The 15,726-nt window shown below is 52.0% G+C and carries 12 protein-coding genes; 8 read left to right on the top strand and 4 right to left on the bottom strand.

Annotated features, from left to right (window positions below; all coding sequences use genetic code 11):
• Positions 1 to 40: 40 nt before the first annotated feature.
• The 4 genes from NYE70_RS16710 to NYE70_RS16695 all read left to right on the top strand — a co-directional run bounded on the left by NYE70_RS16710 (position 41) and on the right by NYE70_RS16695 (position 2,689).
• A complete protein-coding gene (locus NYE70_RS16710) occupies positions 41 to 469 on the top strand; it encodes a YciI family protein (RefSeq protein WP_211024882.1) in 429 nt (142 codons plus the stop codon).
• Positions 469 to 1,752: an RNA polymerase sigma factor gene (locus tag NYE70_RS16705; protein WP_341046971.1), complete on the top strand. Its 1,284-nt coding sequence runs from the start codon at positions 469 to 471 to the stop codon at positions 1,750 to 1,752. The genes NYE70_RS16710 and NYE70_RS16705 overlap by 1 nt, the downstream gene beginning before the upstream one ends.
• Positions 1,753 to 1,901: 149 nt before the next feature.
• Positions 1,902 to 2,300 (top strand): VOC family protein, encoded by a 399-nt coding sequence (locus NYE70_RS16700; protein ID WP_341046970.1) that lies wholly within the window; start codon positions 1,902 to 1,904, stop codon positions 2,298 to 2,300.
• Positions 2,301 to 2,347: 47 nt separating this feature from the next.
• Positions 2,348 to 2,689: a DUF1801 domain-containing protein gene (locus NYE70_RS16695; protein ID WP_213653520.1), complete on the top strand. Its 342-nt coding sequence runs from the start codon at positions 2,348 to 2,350 to the stop codon at positions 2,687 to 2,689.
• 54 nt (positions 2,690 to 2,743) lie between these two features.
• Here NYE70_RS16695 and NYE70_RS16690 read toward each other — a convergent pair whose 3' ends face one another.
• The gene (locus NYE70_RS16690) at positions 2,744 to 6,691 is read right to left on the bottom strand and encodes a glycosyl hydrolase family 18 protein (RefSeq protein ID WP_341046968.1); all 3,948 of its coding nucleotides are present in this window, start codon (positions 6,689 to 6,691) and stop codon (positions 2,744 to 2,746) included.
• Positions 6,692 to 7,243: 552 nt separating this feature from the next.
• On the opposite strand from NYE70_RS16690, the gene NYE70_RS16685 reads away from it, so the two are divergent.
• Positions 7,244 to 8,260 (top strand): SDR family oxidoreductase, encoded by a 1,017-nt coding sequence (locus NYE70_RS16685; protein WP_211024893.1) that lies wholly within the window; start codon positions 7,244 to 7,246, stop codon positions 8,258 to 8,260.
• A 63-nt stretch (positions 8,261 to 8,323) separates the two neighbouring features.
• Here NYE70_RS16685 and NYE70_RS16680 read toward each other — a convergent pair whose 3' ends face one another.
• A complete protein-coding gene (locus NYE70_RS16680) occupies positions 8,324 to 9,241 on the bottom strand; it encodes an aldo/keto reductase (protein WP_211024895.1) in 918 nt (305 codons plus the stop codon).
• A 196-nt stretch (positions 9,242 to 9,437) separates the two neighbouring features.
• Here NYE70_RS16680 and NYE70_RS16675 point away from each other — a divergent pair, with 196 nt between their 5' ends.
• Positions 9,438 to 10,733, top strand: coding sequence for a GntP family permease (locus NYE70_RS16675; protein WP_290406789.1), 1,296 nt, complete (start codon positions 9,438 to 9,440; stop codon positions 10,731 to 10,733).
• Between the two features lie 39 nt (positions 10,734 to 10,772).
• Positions 10,773 to 11,915: a glycerate kinase gene (locus NYE70_RS16670; protein WP_341046964.1), complete on the top strand. Its 1,143-nt coding sequence runs from the start codon at positions 10,773 to 10,775 to the stop codon at positions 11,913 to 11,915.
• 76 nt (positions 11,916 to 11,991) lie between these two features.
• On the opposite strand, the gene NYE70_RS16665 is transcribed toward NYE70_RS16670, so the two are convergent.
• Positions 11,992 to 13,020, bottom strand: coding sequence for a CdaR family transcriptional regulator (locus NYE70_RS16665; protein WP_341046963.1), 1,029 nt, complete (start codon positions 13,018 to 13,020; stop codon positions 11,992 to 11,994).
• A 661-nt stretch (positions 13,021 to 13,681) separates the two neighbouring features.
• Here NYE70_RS16665 and NYE70_RS16660 point away from each other — a divergent pair.
• Positions 13,682 to 14,743: an LLM class flavin-dependent oxidoreductase gene (locus NYE70_RS16660; protein ID WP_341046962.1), complete on the top strand. Its 1,062-nt coding sequence runs from the start codon at positions 13,682 to 13,684 to the stop codon at positions 14,741 to 14,743.
• 91 nt (positions 14,744 to 14,834) lie between these two features.
• Here NYE70_RS16660 and NYE70_RS16655 read toward each other — a convergent pair whose 3' ends face one another.
• Positions 14,835 to 15,677 carry an aldo/keto reductase gene (locus NYE70_RS16655; RefSeq protein WP_341046960.1) on the bottom strand — a complete coding sequence of 281 codons (843 nt, stop codon included), beginning with the start codon at positions 15,675 to 15,677 and terminating at the stop codon, positions 14,835 to 14,837.
• Positions 15,678 to 15,726 lie beyond the last annotated feature (49 nt).

The following is a 15,726-nucleotide window of genomic DNA, read 5'->3' as shown; positions in this document are numbered from 1 at the left end:
TTCGTCGTATACATATATGAGCAAGAAAGGGGAATGAGCTATGAGATTTATGATGATTGTCAAGGCTACGCAGGATTCGGAGGAGGGAATCATGCCCAGCCAGGAACTCGTCGACGCTATGATGAAATATAACGAGGAACTGGTGAAAGCCGGCGTTATGCTGGCCGCGGAGGGGCTTCATGCAAGCTCGGGCGGAATCCGCATCTCGTACCCGGAACCCGGAGGTAAGCCGCAAATTATGGACGGGCCCTTTACGGAATCGAAGGAGCTGATTGCGGGCTTTACGCTCATCGAGGTGAACTCCAGGGAAGAGGCGATCGAGTGGGCTATGCGTATGCCGGATCCGCATGGCAGAGGAGAGGGTGTCATTGAGCTTCGTGAAGTGATTGAAACGCCCGAGTTGACCTCAAACCCCGATTCTCTGGCATTGCATGCCCAGCTTCGAGATCTGGGACGGCCGAAGAGTTAGTGATGGCGTCCTCCATCCATCGCACGGTCGACGCCATCTGGAGAATGGAAGCGGCAAAAATCATCGCCGTACTTACCCGGATGGTTCGAGATGTCGGAATCGCTGAGGATCTGGCGCAGGATACGCTTATCGTGGCTCTGGAGAAGTGGCCGGAGACGGGGATTCCGGACAACCCGGGCGCATGGCTCATGACGGCCGCAAAACGCCGGGCGCTGGACTATCTCCGGCGAGACCGGGTACTTGGGCGCAAGTACGAGGAAATTGGCCGGGAGATGGATATGCGGCAGCAGGATCAGGAATATGACGCCGTGGTTGAAGAGGATATCGGTGATGATCTGCTGCGCTTGATCTTCATGACCTGTCATCCGCTTCTGTCCTCGCAGGCGCGCGTCGCGCTTACCCTGCGGCTGCTCGGCGGGCTGACCACCGTGGAAATCGCGCATGCGTACCTTGTGCCGGAGCCTACCGTCGCCCAGCGGATCGTCCGGGCCAAGCGGACGCTGGCGGAGGCCCGGGTTCCCTTCGAGGTTCCTCAGGCGCCGGAGTTAAAGGGTCGCCTCTCGTCGGTGTACGAGGTCATCTACCTCATGTTTAATGAGGGATATTCCGCGAGCTCGGGCGAGAACTGGACGCGCCCCCTGCTTTGCAAGGAGGCGCTTCGTCTCGGGCGCATTCTCGCGGAAATCGTCCCGTCCGAATCGGAGGTCCACGGCTTGGTAGCGCTGATGGAATTTCAATCTTCGCGGCTAAGAACGCGGGTAGATTCCTCCGGCGAGCCGATCCTTCTTATGGATCAGAATCGGGCGCAATGGGATCAACTGCTCATTCGCCGCGGCTTTGCAGCCCTGGAACGTGCGGGGCGAATTCCCGGCGCGCTGGGCCCGTATTCGCTGCAGGCTTCGATATCGGCTTGCCATGCCCGGGCCCGAACTCCGTCGGAAACGAATTGGATTCGTATCGCGGCGCTCTATGAGGCATTGGCGCAAGCTGCTCCTTCGCCCGTCGTGGAGCTGAATCGCGCCGTTTCGCTCGCGATGGCGTTCGGCCCGGAGGTAGGCTTGGAGATTGTCGATGCGCTAGCCTTGGAACCGGCCTTGAAGGAGTATCATCTCCTGCCGAGCGTGCGCGGCGATTTTCTGATGAAGTTGGGGCGAGTCCAAGAAGCATGCGAAGAGTTTAAACGTGCCGCCTCTCTTACAAGCAACGCCCGCGAACGGGTCATGCTGCTTAAACGGGCTTCCGATTGCGTTACCGAATCGGAGTCGGAAATGGGAACGGAGTAAGGGGTTAATTCGTGCAAAAAAACTTTTTTAATTTTTTTTGAGAACATGTCGATTTGGCATTTCGGTGTTCGTCGTATTTATATAAGCCGCAAATCCGGGTCCCGGAACTTCGGCAAAAACAACCATTTGGAAGGATGTTGAATATGAATATGACAGCCAAACTGACCCCTTACATTTCCTCGAAGGATGCGAGAGCGCAAGCGGAGTTTTATATCCGGGCGCTTGGCGGTGAGATCGTATCGATCATGACACACGGTCAACTTCCGGGTGCACCGGAAGCAATCAGGGATAAAGTAATGCATATGACTCTGTCGGTAGCGGGCGGGAATCTTTTGTTTTTGAGCGATGCCTTCGAATCCTTGAGCTCGAACCGCAGTATTGCCCTTGGGCTTTCATTCGGGGATGAAACGCAGGCAAGAGAAGCGTATGCCCAATTGGGTCAAGGCGGGACTAACAAGTATCCTTTTGAATTGCAGCCTTGGGGAGCCTACTACGGAGAAATCGAGGACCGGTTCGGCATTACCTGGCAAATCGTTTCGCAACCGTAGTTGGTTATGCATAGAGCCTATACAGACTAAAAATCGGAGGTTAGACGATGAGCGAAGTTAAGGATTTTATTAGCGAGGTAAAAGTACCCTGGCAGGCCGAGGTGTGCACCCGGCTGTATGAGATGGTTCACCGGTCTGTACCGGAGGTACAGGAGCGCATACAGTATAAGAAGCCTCACTTTTTAAAAAACGGAAAATATGCAGCCGTGATCTCCACCTCCAAGGACGCAGTCAGCTTTACGATCTTTAATGCAAGCGAGCTTACATTGCCGGAGGGAACGGTGTTCGAGGGTCCGCCCGAAAGAAAAACGATCAAAATTCGCGAAGGCCAACCGGTTGATTACGAGGTACTATCCTCGCTGGTTAGTCAGGCGGCAGAAGCTATATAAATTCATAGCGGAAGTAAAAACAGCAAGCCCCAACCGGGGCTTGCTGTTTCTGCATTAATTGGATAGTTCCAGTGCGCGGAGCATTCTCATCACGGTAACGATGATTTGCTCGCGAGTCACGTTTCCTTGCGGTGCCAGCTCGTTGCCCGACATGCCGCGAAGGATCTTTTGATCCACCATCCAAGCTACGGCATCCTTAGCGAAGGAAGCTACGGCAGACTGGTCTTTGAATGAATTCAGCACGGAACTGGCTGCCTCATTCTTCTGTCCGGCATATTCCATGGCATGGGCCAGCATCACGGCCAGTTCCTGGCGGGTGACGAATCCATTAGGATCGAATGTACCGTCCGTTCTGCCATTGATAAGACCCAGAGCGGAAGCGGCGTTAATGTCAGAGGCGAATTTCGACCCTGGATCCACATCCGAGAATGCGGAAGGATGCTCCGGATCCGGAAGGATGCCTAAGCCTCTCACGATCATGGAAATGATCTCGGCACGAGTCGTGTTCAGCTTGCCTCCGTTATCTCCGCTGATGATTCCTTTGGCTGCAGCCAGAGCAGCATCTTCTTTAGCCCAAGCAGACCAGGCGTCAGATAAGGCCGGAGCCGGGGATTCGATCAGGGCGTAGATTCCGCTGCCTGTTTTCTTGATTTCCACGGTGATCGTCTCGTCGGAATTCACACGAGTCAGCACAGGGACAGGGCGGATTTCATTTGTACCCGGGATATAGACGATGACGGCCAGATTTTTCACATTGACCTTACCAGCGTCAAAGGTAATAAATTCACTTACCGGAGAAGCTCCGAATGACCCGAGGACTTCTGCCGGTTGATCCGGTTTTGAAATTTCGACTTTAAATACGGTCGGTTCAGCCAATACGTTTTTGCTTCCCAGCAATTTCGAGAAGGCTGCCTGATCGGCTTCAGCCGGAGCAAGGATCGATATTTTGACTTTGCCTCCGGTAATCAATGCCGCCGGGATCCGGTATTCTTTCCCGCCGACAAGGATGGATAAGCTGGCCTCCGCGCCTTTTTTGGCAATAGCCGCTATGATTTCCTGCGGAACTTCTACCTCTGCTTGCTGCGCTTGGTCTCCGGCAGAGATTTGGAAGTTCAACGTAGTTGAATTGTTGATTGCCTGGATGGCAGCCGGGCCGGCAGGCAAGGTGACGACGGCTTTATTTCCGCTCAGCGTCACTTTCGCCTCTAACTGGCCTTCGGGCTTAGGAGGCTGCGGAGTTGGAGCAGGCGTACTTGAACCGCCAGACCCTCCGGAACCGCCCGATCCACCCGATCCGCCACCGTTTCCGCCCGGACTCGGAGCGGCCGAGGTTTGAACGCTCAGTTTACTCGATGCCGGGGATACCTGTACGATTTCGTCTTCCGCTTTATCGATCGCCAGCAGATGGATTTTGTACGTCGTACTAGGAGCGAGTGAAGTAATTGTGTACTTGGTATCGGTTGTAACTCCCGCCATAGCGTCATTTACATAGACTTCATATTCTTCCGCCTCTGCAACCGCATCCCACCCGATTTGAATGGAGTTCGCGGTTTTGGAACCGGAAGTAAGGTTACCAGGCGCGTCTAGTGCCAATGGGTTTATGCTCCCGTCGGTCGGCAGGTCCTGCGCCAACTGGGTGGTCAACGTCCGATTTCGGTCGCCGCTAATATCCCAGCTCATTACGCCTGCGATGTCCAGTGATTTCACCAAGGAAGCGGTATACATCATCGTAGTTTTGTCATTGTAGGTGATGAAGTCCTGAGTTTCTTCGTTATACAGATAAGCAACTTTGGCCGCTTCGTTCCAGTAACGGACATAGCCTTCTTTATTCAGAAGATTATCCTCAATATCCGTGTAATCAAATATGCCGGTCTCCCAAGTTCCCGGGATGGCGCGGGCACAGGTTTGATACTCGCCATTCGGCGGGCATCCGCCCCAGGCTTTACCGTAGAACGGTACGCCTACAACCAGTTTTTGCTGAGGGACTCCGCCGTTCAAATGACCCAGCAAGCCGCCGAGCACATTGTTTCTTGGTGCTGTTGTGGAAGCTCTAGGGTGGTCTTTATCAAAGAATAAAGGCGAATTGTGATGGCCCAGGGTTTCCCAGCTTCCGCTGTAATCGTAAGTCATGATGTTGATGAAATCGATATATCTCACGGAGTTTCCGAGATCCGCATTTTTGACAAAGTTGTCTCCTTGGCCCGATGCGATCGTCAGCAAATAGTACTTGCCGTCCTCGGATCCTGCCGCATCCAGCGCTTCGCGGACAGTCTTCATCAGCAGCGGGAAGTTCTCCGTATCTTCCGGTCCTCTTGCGTTATCGTCTTCTCCGCCCTCAACCGGGTATTCCCAGTCGATATCGAGGCCATCCAACTGATGCTCCCGCAGGAATTCCACTGCGGAGTCGGCAAAGGTGCGCCGGGTTTCTTCCGTCTTCGCTATATTGGAGAAATTGTTGGACCAGGACCAGCCGCCCACGGAGATGAGCAGTTTGAGATGCGGGTTCTGTTCCCGGATGGATACCAGGGATGCGAAATTTGTAAAGTCAAATTCCGGGTCGCCAATAATCATTTCACCGTCATAAACGTAACGGTCTTGGGAAGGGATTTCGGGATCTTGGCACTCTCTTGCGGCACTTCCGGATTTCTTCCAGCAAATATCCGCGAACGCATAATTGATGTGCGTGATTTGGGATACGTCGATATCCGACGGATGGAAATTCCGTGCGGTCGTGCTGGCGGACCAGGAAGTGTAATAGGTAATGTTATTATAATTACTGCCTGGGACTACGGTGATTTCTCCGCTTTCCGGAGACGACCATAAGCTGTTGTTGGCTACGATGGTATAACGGTAGGATGTGCCCTCCGTAAGTCCTGTGGCCACATAGCGGTTTTCATTACTGGTTCCGATTTTAACGCCGTCTTGGTAAATGTCATAGCTCGTGGCGCCAGGGACCGGTGCCCACCCTAAAGCGGCGGATGATCGGGTTGACGTCACAATTTGGAGGCCCTCAGGCTGTGCAAGCTCTCCCCATTTAATCGTAACGGAATTGCTGTTTTTGGAGACATCCTCCACTCCCGGATTTTGTGCTCCAACTTCGAAAGTATAGGTTTCGCCCGTTTCCAGTGGACCATAGGTTTTGGTAGTATCGGTATTGCTCCAAGTGCCGCCTTTCCAGGCTCCGTTTACATAAATATCGTATCCGGTCGCACGAGGGCTGGATCCCCAGTTCAGGGTCACCGTATCTTCCGTAACCTCCGTTATTTTGAGATAGCTTGGAGGTGCCAGCGGAGCATCTTTGTATTCGGTCAAATCGGCGGTAGTTTTAAATTCGAGAATATTGCTCTTAAGTTCTTTGGAAGGTCTGTGATCATCCCAGGTAATATAAATTCTGTAGGTGGTTTCCGGCTGCAGACCGGTGACTACACGAGTGGTCAAATTTCCCCATGTAATCCAGGCGTCTGTATCTGCATTCCAGATGTCGATATTATTTTTATCACCGGGGAGATAATCCCATTCTATCGTTGCTTTGTTATGTGTGGCTTCAACAAGCCGGAGATTGGCAGGCCCTGTAGTTTTCACGGGTGCTTCCGGTCCATCGAGAGTCGTAAACTCTATAACATTGCTTTTATGTCTTAATTCAGCTTCCGGAGCAGGTCTTTCCAGCCACGTAATATAAAGTTGGTAGGTAGTGTTGGGGGTCAATTTATCCAGGGTCCGGCTGCCGCTGTTTCCCCAAGTATAATAGGCGTCGTTATTGGCGTACCAAACATCGATATCAAGCTTGTGATTCGGATTTTCGGGATCGTAATCCCATTCTATTGTGGCTTCAGTCGATGTAATCGAAGATGGCACTACCCTTAAGTTTTGCGGAGCTAAAGGGTCTTGGTTTTCATAAGTTGAAGCGGTTACAGTTGCAGGGAGATCTATGGAGGTTGAATGAGGAGGCGTGGCATCCTCTGCCGCATTGGCGGATGAAGAAAACAGCGGTGTAATAATCATTGCAAATATAAGAAAATAAAGTATCCATTTCGGACATTTCCTGGGGATCCATGGATTCAACGTTTTCACCTCTGTATAATTATAAATTTCGATAGCTCTTCAAAATGCCGTTGAATAGGGGTCATCGGGTTATGAAATGATGTGTTGACCGTAACGACTCTGCTTACGTCAATCGCAATCTTTCAAAAACGGTATGGATGACTTGCAGCAACCAGCTTACTCGAAATCAAAGTTATCAGGGATGCGTTTCTTTAGTGGCGTAGAGTATCAATCCCCCCGCATTTATTCTTTAAAGCTTCGAATCGAAGTATCATCATCCTCCTTTTCTACGGACTGGTGAATATTCACATAAAGTTCACCAATTTAATCATGGAAGTAATATAGTTAATTGAGAAGGGGAAAATTTAACTAAAATAGGGATAATATTTTACAATTCTTACAATTTGGAATGAAAAGAAGCTGCATTTGTCTTATCCGAACTCCCGTATTATCATTAGCATGACGGCCTATATCAGGATTACTTAGAGTTCTAACGACTAGGAGGCGGATAAAATGAAAGCGCTATTTATCGGGGGAACGGGAATTATCAGTTCAGCCATAACAAGACAGCTGGCGGAGAGTGGCTGCGAGCTTTATCTACTGAACCGGGGGAACCGGAACAAAAGCTTGCCGGCCGGGGTTCAAACGATTCAAGCGGATATTAATGACGAGGCGAAAGTAGCCAAGCTTCTTGAGAACCATACGTTCGATGTGGTTGCCGACTTCATCGCTTTTGAACCGGCGCAGCTGGAACGGGATTACCGGTTGTTTAACGGAAAAACGAAGCAGTTCATGTTCATCAGCTCGGCGTCGGCTTATCAGACTCCTTTGACCGATTATAGAATTACAGAGGGAACTCCTCTCTCAAATCCATACTGGGGATATTCCCGGAATAAAATCGCCTGTGAAGAATATTTGATGAAACAGTATCGGGAGCACGGTTTTCCGGTTACGATCATCAGACCGAGCCATACGTATGACGAGCGGTCCATTCCACTGGGCGTTCACGGGAGCAAGGGATCCTGGCAGGTGGCCAAACGAATGCTGGAGAATAAACCGGTCATTATTCATGGTGATGGAACCTCCTTGTGGACCCTGACGCACAACAGCGACTTTGCCAAGGGCTTCATCGGATTAATGGGCAATATTCACGCCATCGGCGAATCGATTCATATCACGTCGGATGAGAGTGTAACCTGGAACCAGATCTATGAAGTGATTGCGGACGCCCTCGGCGTGAAGCTAAACGCGGTTCATGTTTCATCCGAATTCCTGGCGGCTTGCAGCAAGGACGATCTGGAGGGAGGATTGCTGGGGGATAAATCCAACACCGTTGTATTCGACAATTCAAAGCTGAAGCGTCTGGTGCCGGATTTTGTCGCAACTACACGGGTAGATCAAGGGATCAAGCAAACGATTCAGTACATTCTCGCCCACAAGGAGCATCAAGTAGAGGATCCGGAGTTCGACGCCTGGTGCGATAAAGTGATCTCCGCACTGGAGACGGCGAAGAAATCTATACTGGAATAGGATAGTAATAAAGAAGGGGCCTGAATAATCAGGCCCCTTCTTCTGTACATTATATATAGCAATTTACGGCAGTACATTTCCCGCGGCACGATAAATGCCGTACCACTCTTCCCGGGTGAGTGAAATCTCTCCGGCGCGAATGCAGTCCTTGAGCCGATCGATATTCATTGTGCCGATGATCGGCTGCATATGCGCAGGGTGTCTCAAGAGCCAGGCGATGGCAATGGTCGTGTTGCTGACGCCGTAGGCGGCTGCAATCTCGTCGATAACCTGGTTCAGCTCAGGGAATTTCTCGCTGCCGAGGAAGACGCCTTCGAAGAAGCCGTATTGGAAAGGCGACCATGGCTGAATCGTGATGTCGTGCAGGCGGCAGAAATCGAGGATGCTTCCATCGCGGTTCACGGCGGCTTCATTCTCCATGTTGACGTTGATGCCTGCGGAAATCATGTTGGCGTTGGTGATGCTCAATTGCAGTTGGTTCGCAACGAGCGGCTGCTTCACGTATTTTTGCAGCAATTGAATTTGCATCGGGTTTTGGTTGGATACGCCGAAGTGGCGGACTTTCCCCGAAGCCTCAAGCTGATCGAACGCTTCCGCGACTTCCTCCGGTTCGACGAGGGCATCCGGGCGGTGCAGCAAGAGGACATCCAGGTATTCCGTGTTCAGGCGCTTCAAAATTCCGTCGACCGAATTCAGGATATGCTCCTTGGAGAAATCAAACATGCCTTGGCGAATACCGCATTTGGATTGAAGCATGATCTTTTCGCGGATCGAGCTGTTCATATGAATCGCTTCGGCAAAGATCTCCTCGCAAGAGCCTCCGCCATAGATATCCGCATGATCGAAGAAGTTGGCACCTTCCTCAAGTGCAGTTTGAACGAAGCGCTCGGCCTCCGTTGTATCCAATGAGTTCAGCCGCATGCAGCCGACTGCGACTACAGGCACTTCCAGATTGCTGGTTCCGAGTTTCTGGGTCTTCATCGTATGTAAACCTCCCAATAGTGAGAATCAAGTGCGTTCCGCCCTTATTGTCCCACATTTATGTATCCGATTTCAACGGCACCCCACGAGGCTTTGTGCAAGTGCACAATACATTTCGTCCCTCTATCAATATTTTTTTAACGGGACGGATTATATAATGAAAGCGTATTCAACATTAGCTTGGGGGGTAAGACAGATGGAAGGATTAACGATTAGTTGGATTGGCGCGTTGGCGGGTCTGGCGATTGCAATCATTCTGATATTAAGAAAATTAAATCCTGTATACGCTTTATTTCTTGGAGCAATTGTAGGCGCTTTAATTGGCGGCGCCAATTTGGAACAAACTGTTAGCGTACTGGTCAGCGGGACGCAAAGCGTGATGGGGACGGTTCTGCGGGTTCTGGCAGCGGGTGTGCTGGCCGGGGTGATGATGGAATCGGGGGCGGCTGAGACGATTGCCCAGGCCATCGTTAAAAAATTCGGCGGCAGCAAAGCGATTCTCGCGCTGGCCTTGGCAACCATGATCATTACTGCGGTGGGCGTGTTCATTCCAGTCGCCGTGTTGATCGTAGCGCCGATTGCGCTCTCGGTAGGGAACAAGATGGGAATCTCCAAGGTTGCTCTGCTTCTGGCATTGTCCGGCGGCGGTAAGGCGGGGAATATTATATCTCCCAATCCGAATACGATTGCGGCGGCACGGGGATTTAATCTGGATTTGAGCAATGTCATGCTGGCCGGTGTCATTCCGGCAATTTGCGGACTTATCGTCACAGTGATCGTCGCTTCTCTCCTGAAAAATAAAGGAGTGAAGGTGACGGACGAAGAAGCAGTAGACCATGAGACCGACACTTCGAAATATCCGTCGCTCGGGAAAGCGATCGTCGCTCCGCTCGTAGCGGTTATCCTGCTCATGATCAACCCGATCGGTTCAATCTCCGGCATCGACGCTTTGGCCAAGTTCAAAGTGGATGCCATGTACATTCTGCCGATCGCCGGTATCGTAGGCATGCTAGCCATGGGTCAAAGCAAGAAGTTTCTGGAGTATACCGCTTCCGGTTTGAATAAAATGACGGCCACTGTATTGATCCTGATCGGTGCGGGCGGGATTGCCGGGCTGATTTCCGCTTCCGACCTGTCCACGCAGGTGGTGGGTCTGATCGAAGCATCCGGGATTTCCGGCACATTCCTGGCACCGATTGCCGGTATCTTGATGGCAGCGGCCACAGCTTCAACCTCGACAGGCGTTATTTTGGCAACAGGCTCATTTGGTCAGGCCATTCTGGACATGGGAACGGCTCCGCTGGCAGCGGCCGTCATGGTTCACACAGGTGCTACCGTGATTGACTCCTTGCCGCAAGGCAACTACTTCCACGTGACGGCGGGCGCCATGAAAATGACCATTAAGCAGCGGATGGGCCTCATTCCTTACGAGGCTATAGTCGGCGGAACGATGGCGATTGTTGCGACGTTAATCTACGGATTTTTCTTCTAAATATATTAATAGATCATAGATTCTATATGGGGTGAGAACATGGGAGAGAAGACATTTGTGCTGGCACCGGATTCTTTTAAAGAGAGCATGACGGCCAAAGAAGTGTGCGTAGCTATGGAAAAGGGTCTGCGCCGGGTATACCCGTCTGCAAACTATATTCATGTGCCGATGGCGGACGGTGGAGAGGGGACGGTACAATCGCTGGTGGATGCGTCCGGCGGACAGCTCTTCGAACAGGAGGTCATGGGCCCGCTGGGCCAGCCGGTCACGGCAAAGTACGGCATTCTCGGTGACGGGACGACCGCGGCGATCGAAATGGCTTCGGCCAGCGGGATTCATTACGTGACGAAGGAGACCAAAAATCCGCTCATTACAACGACCTACGGCACGGGGGAATTAATTCGGGCATGTATGGACAAGGGTATCAAGAAGATCATTATCGGTATCGGCGGAAGTGCTACGAATGATGGAGGCACAGGGATGGCCGAGGCGCTTGGCGCTAAATTCCTCGATGCGGAGGGGAATACGCTTCCCCGCGGCGGAGGCAGCCTGGATCAACTGGCGCGGATCGATGTATCTTCCCTTGATCCACGGCTGCAGCAGGTAGACCTGATTGTGGCCTGCGATGTGACGAACCCGCTCTGCGGTGAAACCGGAGCATCCCATGTGTTCGGTCCGCAAAAAGGAGCCACGCCGGAAATGGTGTTGCATCTGGACGCGGCGCTCGGGCATTACGCCGATATCGTGAAGCGGCAGCTGGGCAAAGATGTGAGGGACGTCCCAGGTGCAGGGGCTGCCGGCGGTTTGGGCGCAGGGCTGCTGATCTTTACGCAGGCCGTGCTCCAGAAGGGCATCGAAATTGTCATCGAGTATACTGGCTTAAAGCAAAAAGTGGCTGAGGCGGATCTAGTGTTCACCGGAGAAGGCGGCATCGACTTCCAGACGAAGTTCGGCAAAACCCCTTATGGAGTAGCCAAGGCGGCAAAAGAGGAAGGCAAGAAGGTCATAGCTGTAGCCGGTTATATCGGCGAGGGAATTGATACGCTTTATGCGGAAGGGATCGATGCGGTATTCGGCATAGTCCCCGGAGCGGCTGAGCTCGATAAGCTGTTGGCCGAAGGGCCGGAAAATGTGGAGCGCACCTGCGAGAATATTGCCAGAGTGCTTAAGTTTAACGAATAGAGATTGGGATGCGGACCCGGGGGAGCTTTTTCCCGGGTCCGCTTTGGTGTCTCTTTGGGCCCTCTTCGGAGCCCCTTTATTTGTACAGCGATAGCAAGCCGTGGGTGAGTTCGAATAGCTGCAGCAGGTTCCGGGGATCTTTGCCGGTCAGCACCTGAATCCGCTTAAGGCGGTATTGCAACGTATTGCGGTGGATATTCAATTCATCGGCCGTAGTGGAGATACTGCAGTTATTATGAATAAAGCTTCTTAACGTTTCCATCAGGTCAAATGCATCCTCCAATTTGCCGACAACGTTCTGATTCGGGGCCAGATTGGCTTGACTCAGTCTGACCAGGAAGGCCGCCTCTTCGTAACGGATAACCTGTGAGGGCGGCTTTAAGGCGAGCATTACATTCATGGCGGATTTGGCCTGGCGGAAACTTTCCGAAATGCTCGCCTCCACGTTGCCGATGGAAATCAGCAGGCCTGGTTGGCTTTTGGTCAATTGCTTGATGAGCTTGTCCACCTCGGCCGGATTTTGGATTAGAAGCAGATCATAATCCTGTTCCATGCGAAAAGAAGGATACGGCAGCAATAGCCTGGAGGCTTCGTTGTTCAAATCAAGGTGCTTCAGGCAAAGCACGGCGGTTTTTAGCAGCAAGTCGATTTTATAAGCGGCGGCTTCCTTTTTTAACTTTTGGGAATAGGCGCCGTGATGGCTCAGCAGCAGTTCCAGGAAAGCTTTTTTACGATTAGCCTCGTGAGCCAAATTCTCAAGGGCGGTCTTTTGCTCGATCAGAAGCGCCACTGTGGTTCTTACAATATTGCAAAACGGGCGTACTTCGTCCGGGTTGCCGGAGATACCGATTACGCCCACGCGCTCCTCGTCAATGACGATGGGCTCGTTGGTGCCCTTCTTTTCAAAACGCCCGTCTTTCCATACCTCGACCATTTTCCCCGTAGACAAAGCCTTTACCGCTCCGGGATGGACCGTGCCGATCCTCTCCTTTTTACCGCTGCCGACGATGACGCCTTGATCGTTCATAATATTAATGCTATATGGGATGTCTTTCATCATCTTATCCACGATTTCCTGAGCCTGTTTCTCGGAAAGTTGAAACAACGGAGGCCCTCCTTCTGTTTGAATTAGTCATGCTGGTTCGGAATGGATAACCTGCCATTTATATTGTTCATCTGAACTAAATTATAGCCGATTTAGGAGAAGTATATCAGATGGTGACTTGGGAGCGATTGGATTGTCCGAGTATTTGAAGGCGGTGCGGGCGAGTGCAGCATGCTTTATGGAGATGAGAGGAGGGGCGTCATTGTGAACGGATGGCGGGAAGGCCTCCGCATCGGTCTCGCCGGGTTTTTATCTATTCTAACGGACAAAGCGGCCGTTATTTGGGCGATTTAAGCCGGTTTTGATTTCTAACGGACACCACAGCTCTTATTAGGGTAATTATTGCCACGCAGAGTCTCTTTTTCTCCGAATAAGGTCTGCTGTGTCCGTTAGATTTTCAAAACAGCGAATTTGGAGGAGATAACGGCTCTGGTGTCCGTTAGAAGTTTCGATCTATGGTTGGCGAGCTTCCAAATGGACTAAATGTGACTCGTCAGCCAAAAGGCTGCCATAGTAAGTAAAGGCACAACAACTGCACCAGAATGAAGCGGGCGCGCGTAGTAGAACACAGTAAACTTGAAAAAACCGTCTCAAAAGTACAAAATAAAGACATTGGTTACGGAAAGTAAGCAGCCAAATGACAATTCGGGAGGAACGGCCCATGGAAATAGGAATAAGCACATTTGTTGAGACAACACCGGATGTTCAAACCGGTGAGACGATTAGTCACGCGCAGCGGCTTCGCGAAGTCGTCGAGGAAATCGTTCTCGCCGACCGGGTAGGGTTGGACGTATTCGGCGTCGGGGAACACCACCGGAAGGATTATGCGGCTTCGTCGCCTACGCTCGTGCTGGCGGCCGCTGCCACCCAGACCAAGTGGATTCGCTTGACGAGCGCAGTGACCGTATTATCTTCCGACGATCCGGTGCGCGTGTTTCAGGATTTCGCGACCCTGGATGGGCTGTCGAACGGCCGGGCGGAAATTATGGCGGGGCGAGGGTCCTTCATTGAATCCTTCCCACTGTTCGGCTACGATCTGAACGATTATGAGGAATTGTTTGAAGAGAAGCTGGATCTGCTGCTGAGACTACGCGAATCGGAAAAGGTTACCTGGAGCGGTAACCACCGTCCGGCCATCCAGGATCTCGGCGTCTACCCGCGTCCGGTGCAGGATCCATTGCCGGTGTGGATCGGCAGCGGAGGGAACACGGAATCTGTAATCCGCGCCGGATTGCTCGGCCTTCCGCTGGTGCTCGCCATTATCGGCGGCCGGCCGACGCAATTTGCTCCGCTGGTGCAGCTTTACAAGAAAGCTGCCGCCCAGGCCGGGCATGATGTATCCAAGCTGCCGGTGGCCTCGCATTCGCATGGCTTTGTCGGCGAGGATACGGCGTCCGCAGCGGATAAGTTCTTCCCGTCGACCCAGGCTGCGATGAATGTGATCGGCCGGGAGCGGGGCTGGGGCCATTACAGCCGCGCTTCCTTTGATGCCGCACGAAGCCTGGAGGGGGCGCTGTACGTCGGCGACCCGGAGACGGTTGCGCAGAAGATTATCCACTTGCGCAAGAACGTCGGTATCACCCGCTTTATGCTCCATTGCCCGCTCGGTACGATGCCCCATGAGGATGTCATGCGGTCCATCGAGCTGCTCGGCACCGAGGTGGCGCCGCGGGTCCGGGAGGAAATCGCCCGCTGGGAAGCAGCCGGAGAGCCGCAGGAATAAGCCGGGAGAATCGGCGAAATATATACAAAAGAAGAACCTGGCCTTCACTCCACTGGGAGGGGCCAGGTTCTTCTTTATGCGCTCATTCAGGTTAAAAATCGAAGTTGTCCGGATCCGGACCGACCCGGCGGTCTTCGTTCAAACCGTCGATTTGGTTCATATCGTCTTCCGTCAGCTCGAAGTCGAAAAGTGCCGCGTTCTCGATAATCCGCTGCTCTTTCGTAGACTTTGGAATCGTGACGACACCATGCTGCACATCCCACCGCAGGATGATTTGGGCTACGGATTTTCCGTGTTTTTCGGCGATGCCCTTCAATACCTCGTTATTCAAAAGCTCGCCCTGCATGAGCGGGGACCAAGCCTCCATTTGAATGCCATGCTCCTGGCAAAATGCGCGAACTTCTTTTTGCGTCAGGCGAGGGTGAAATTCCACTTGGTTGATCATAGGTTTGATTTCTGCGTCTTTCATTAGGTCCTCAAGATGATGAACCTGGAAGTTGCTTACGCCGATAGCTTTGACCCGACCGTCGCGGTACAAGGTTTCCAGCGCTCTCCAAGCTTCTTTATATTTGCCCTTTACCGGCCAATGAATGAGATACAGGTCGAGGTAGTCCAGACCGAGCTTGTTCAAACTTGTCTCATAGGCGGCCAAGGTGGACTCATAACCCAGATCGGCATTCCATACTTTTGAGGTAACGAACAGATCTTCTCTAGCGACCGTAGACTCCTTGAACAATTCGGCAATAGCCTCTCCCACGCTGCCTTCATTTTGATAGACTGCCGCTGTATCGATACTGCGGTAGCCATGCTTCACTGCGGCTTTTACCGCTTGGATCAGTTCAGGGCCTTCTTCGACTTTAAAAACCCCTAGACCCAGTCCGGGCATTTTTACTCCGTTGTGCAAAGTAACCGTATCTTGTAAATGATTAATCATTCTTTATTCCAACTCCTATTCATTTAGTTAATTCAGTTCTCGAAACTAC

The organism is Paenibacillus sp. FSL R5-0407 (assembly GCF_038009185.1).
Taxonomy (GTDB): domain Bacteria; phylum Bacillota; class Bacilli; order Paenibacillales; family Paenibacillaceae; genus Fontibacillus; species Fontibacillus vini.
Note: the sequence above shows the minus strand (reverse complement) of the source record. Positions and strands in the feature narration are given on the sequence as shown.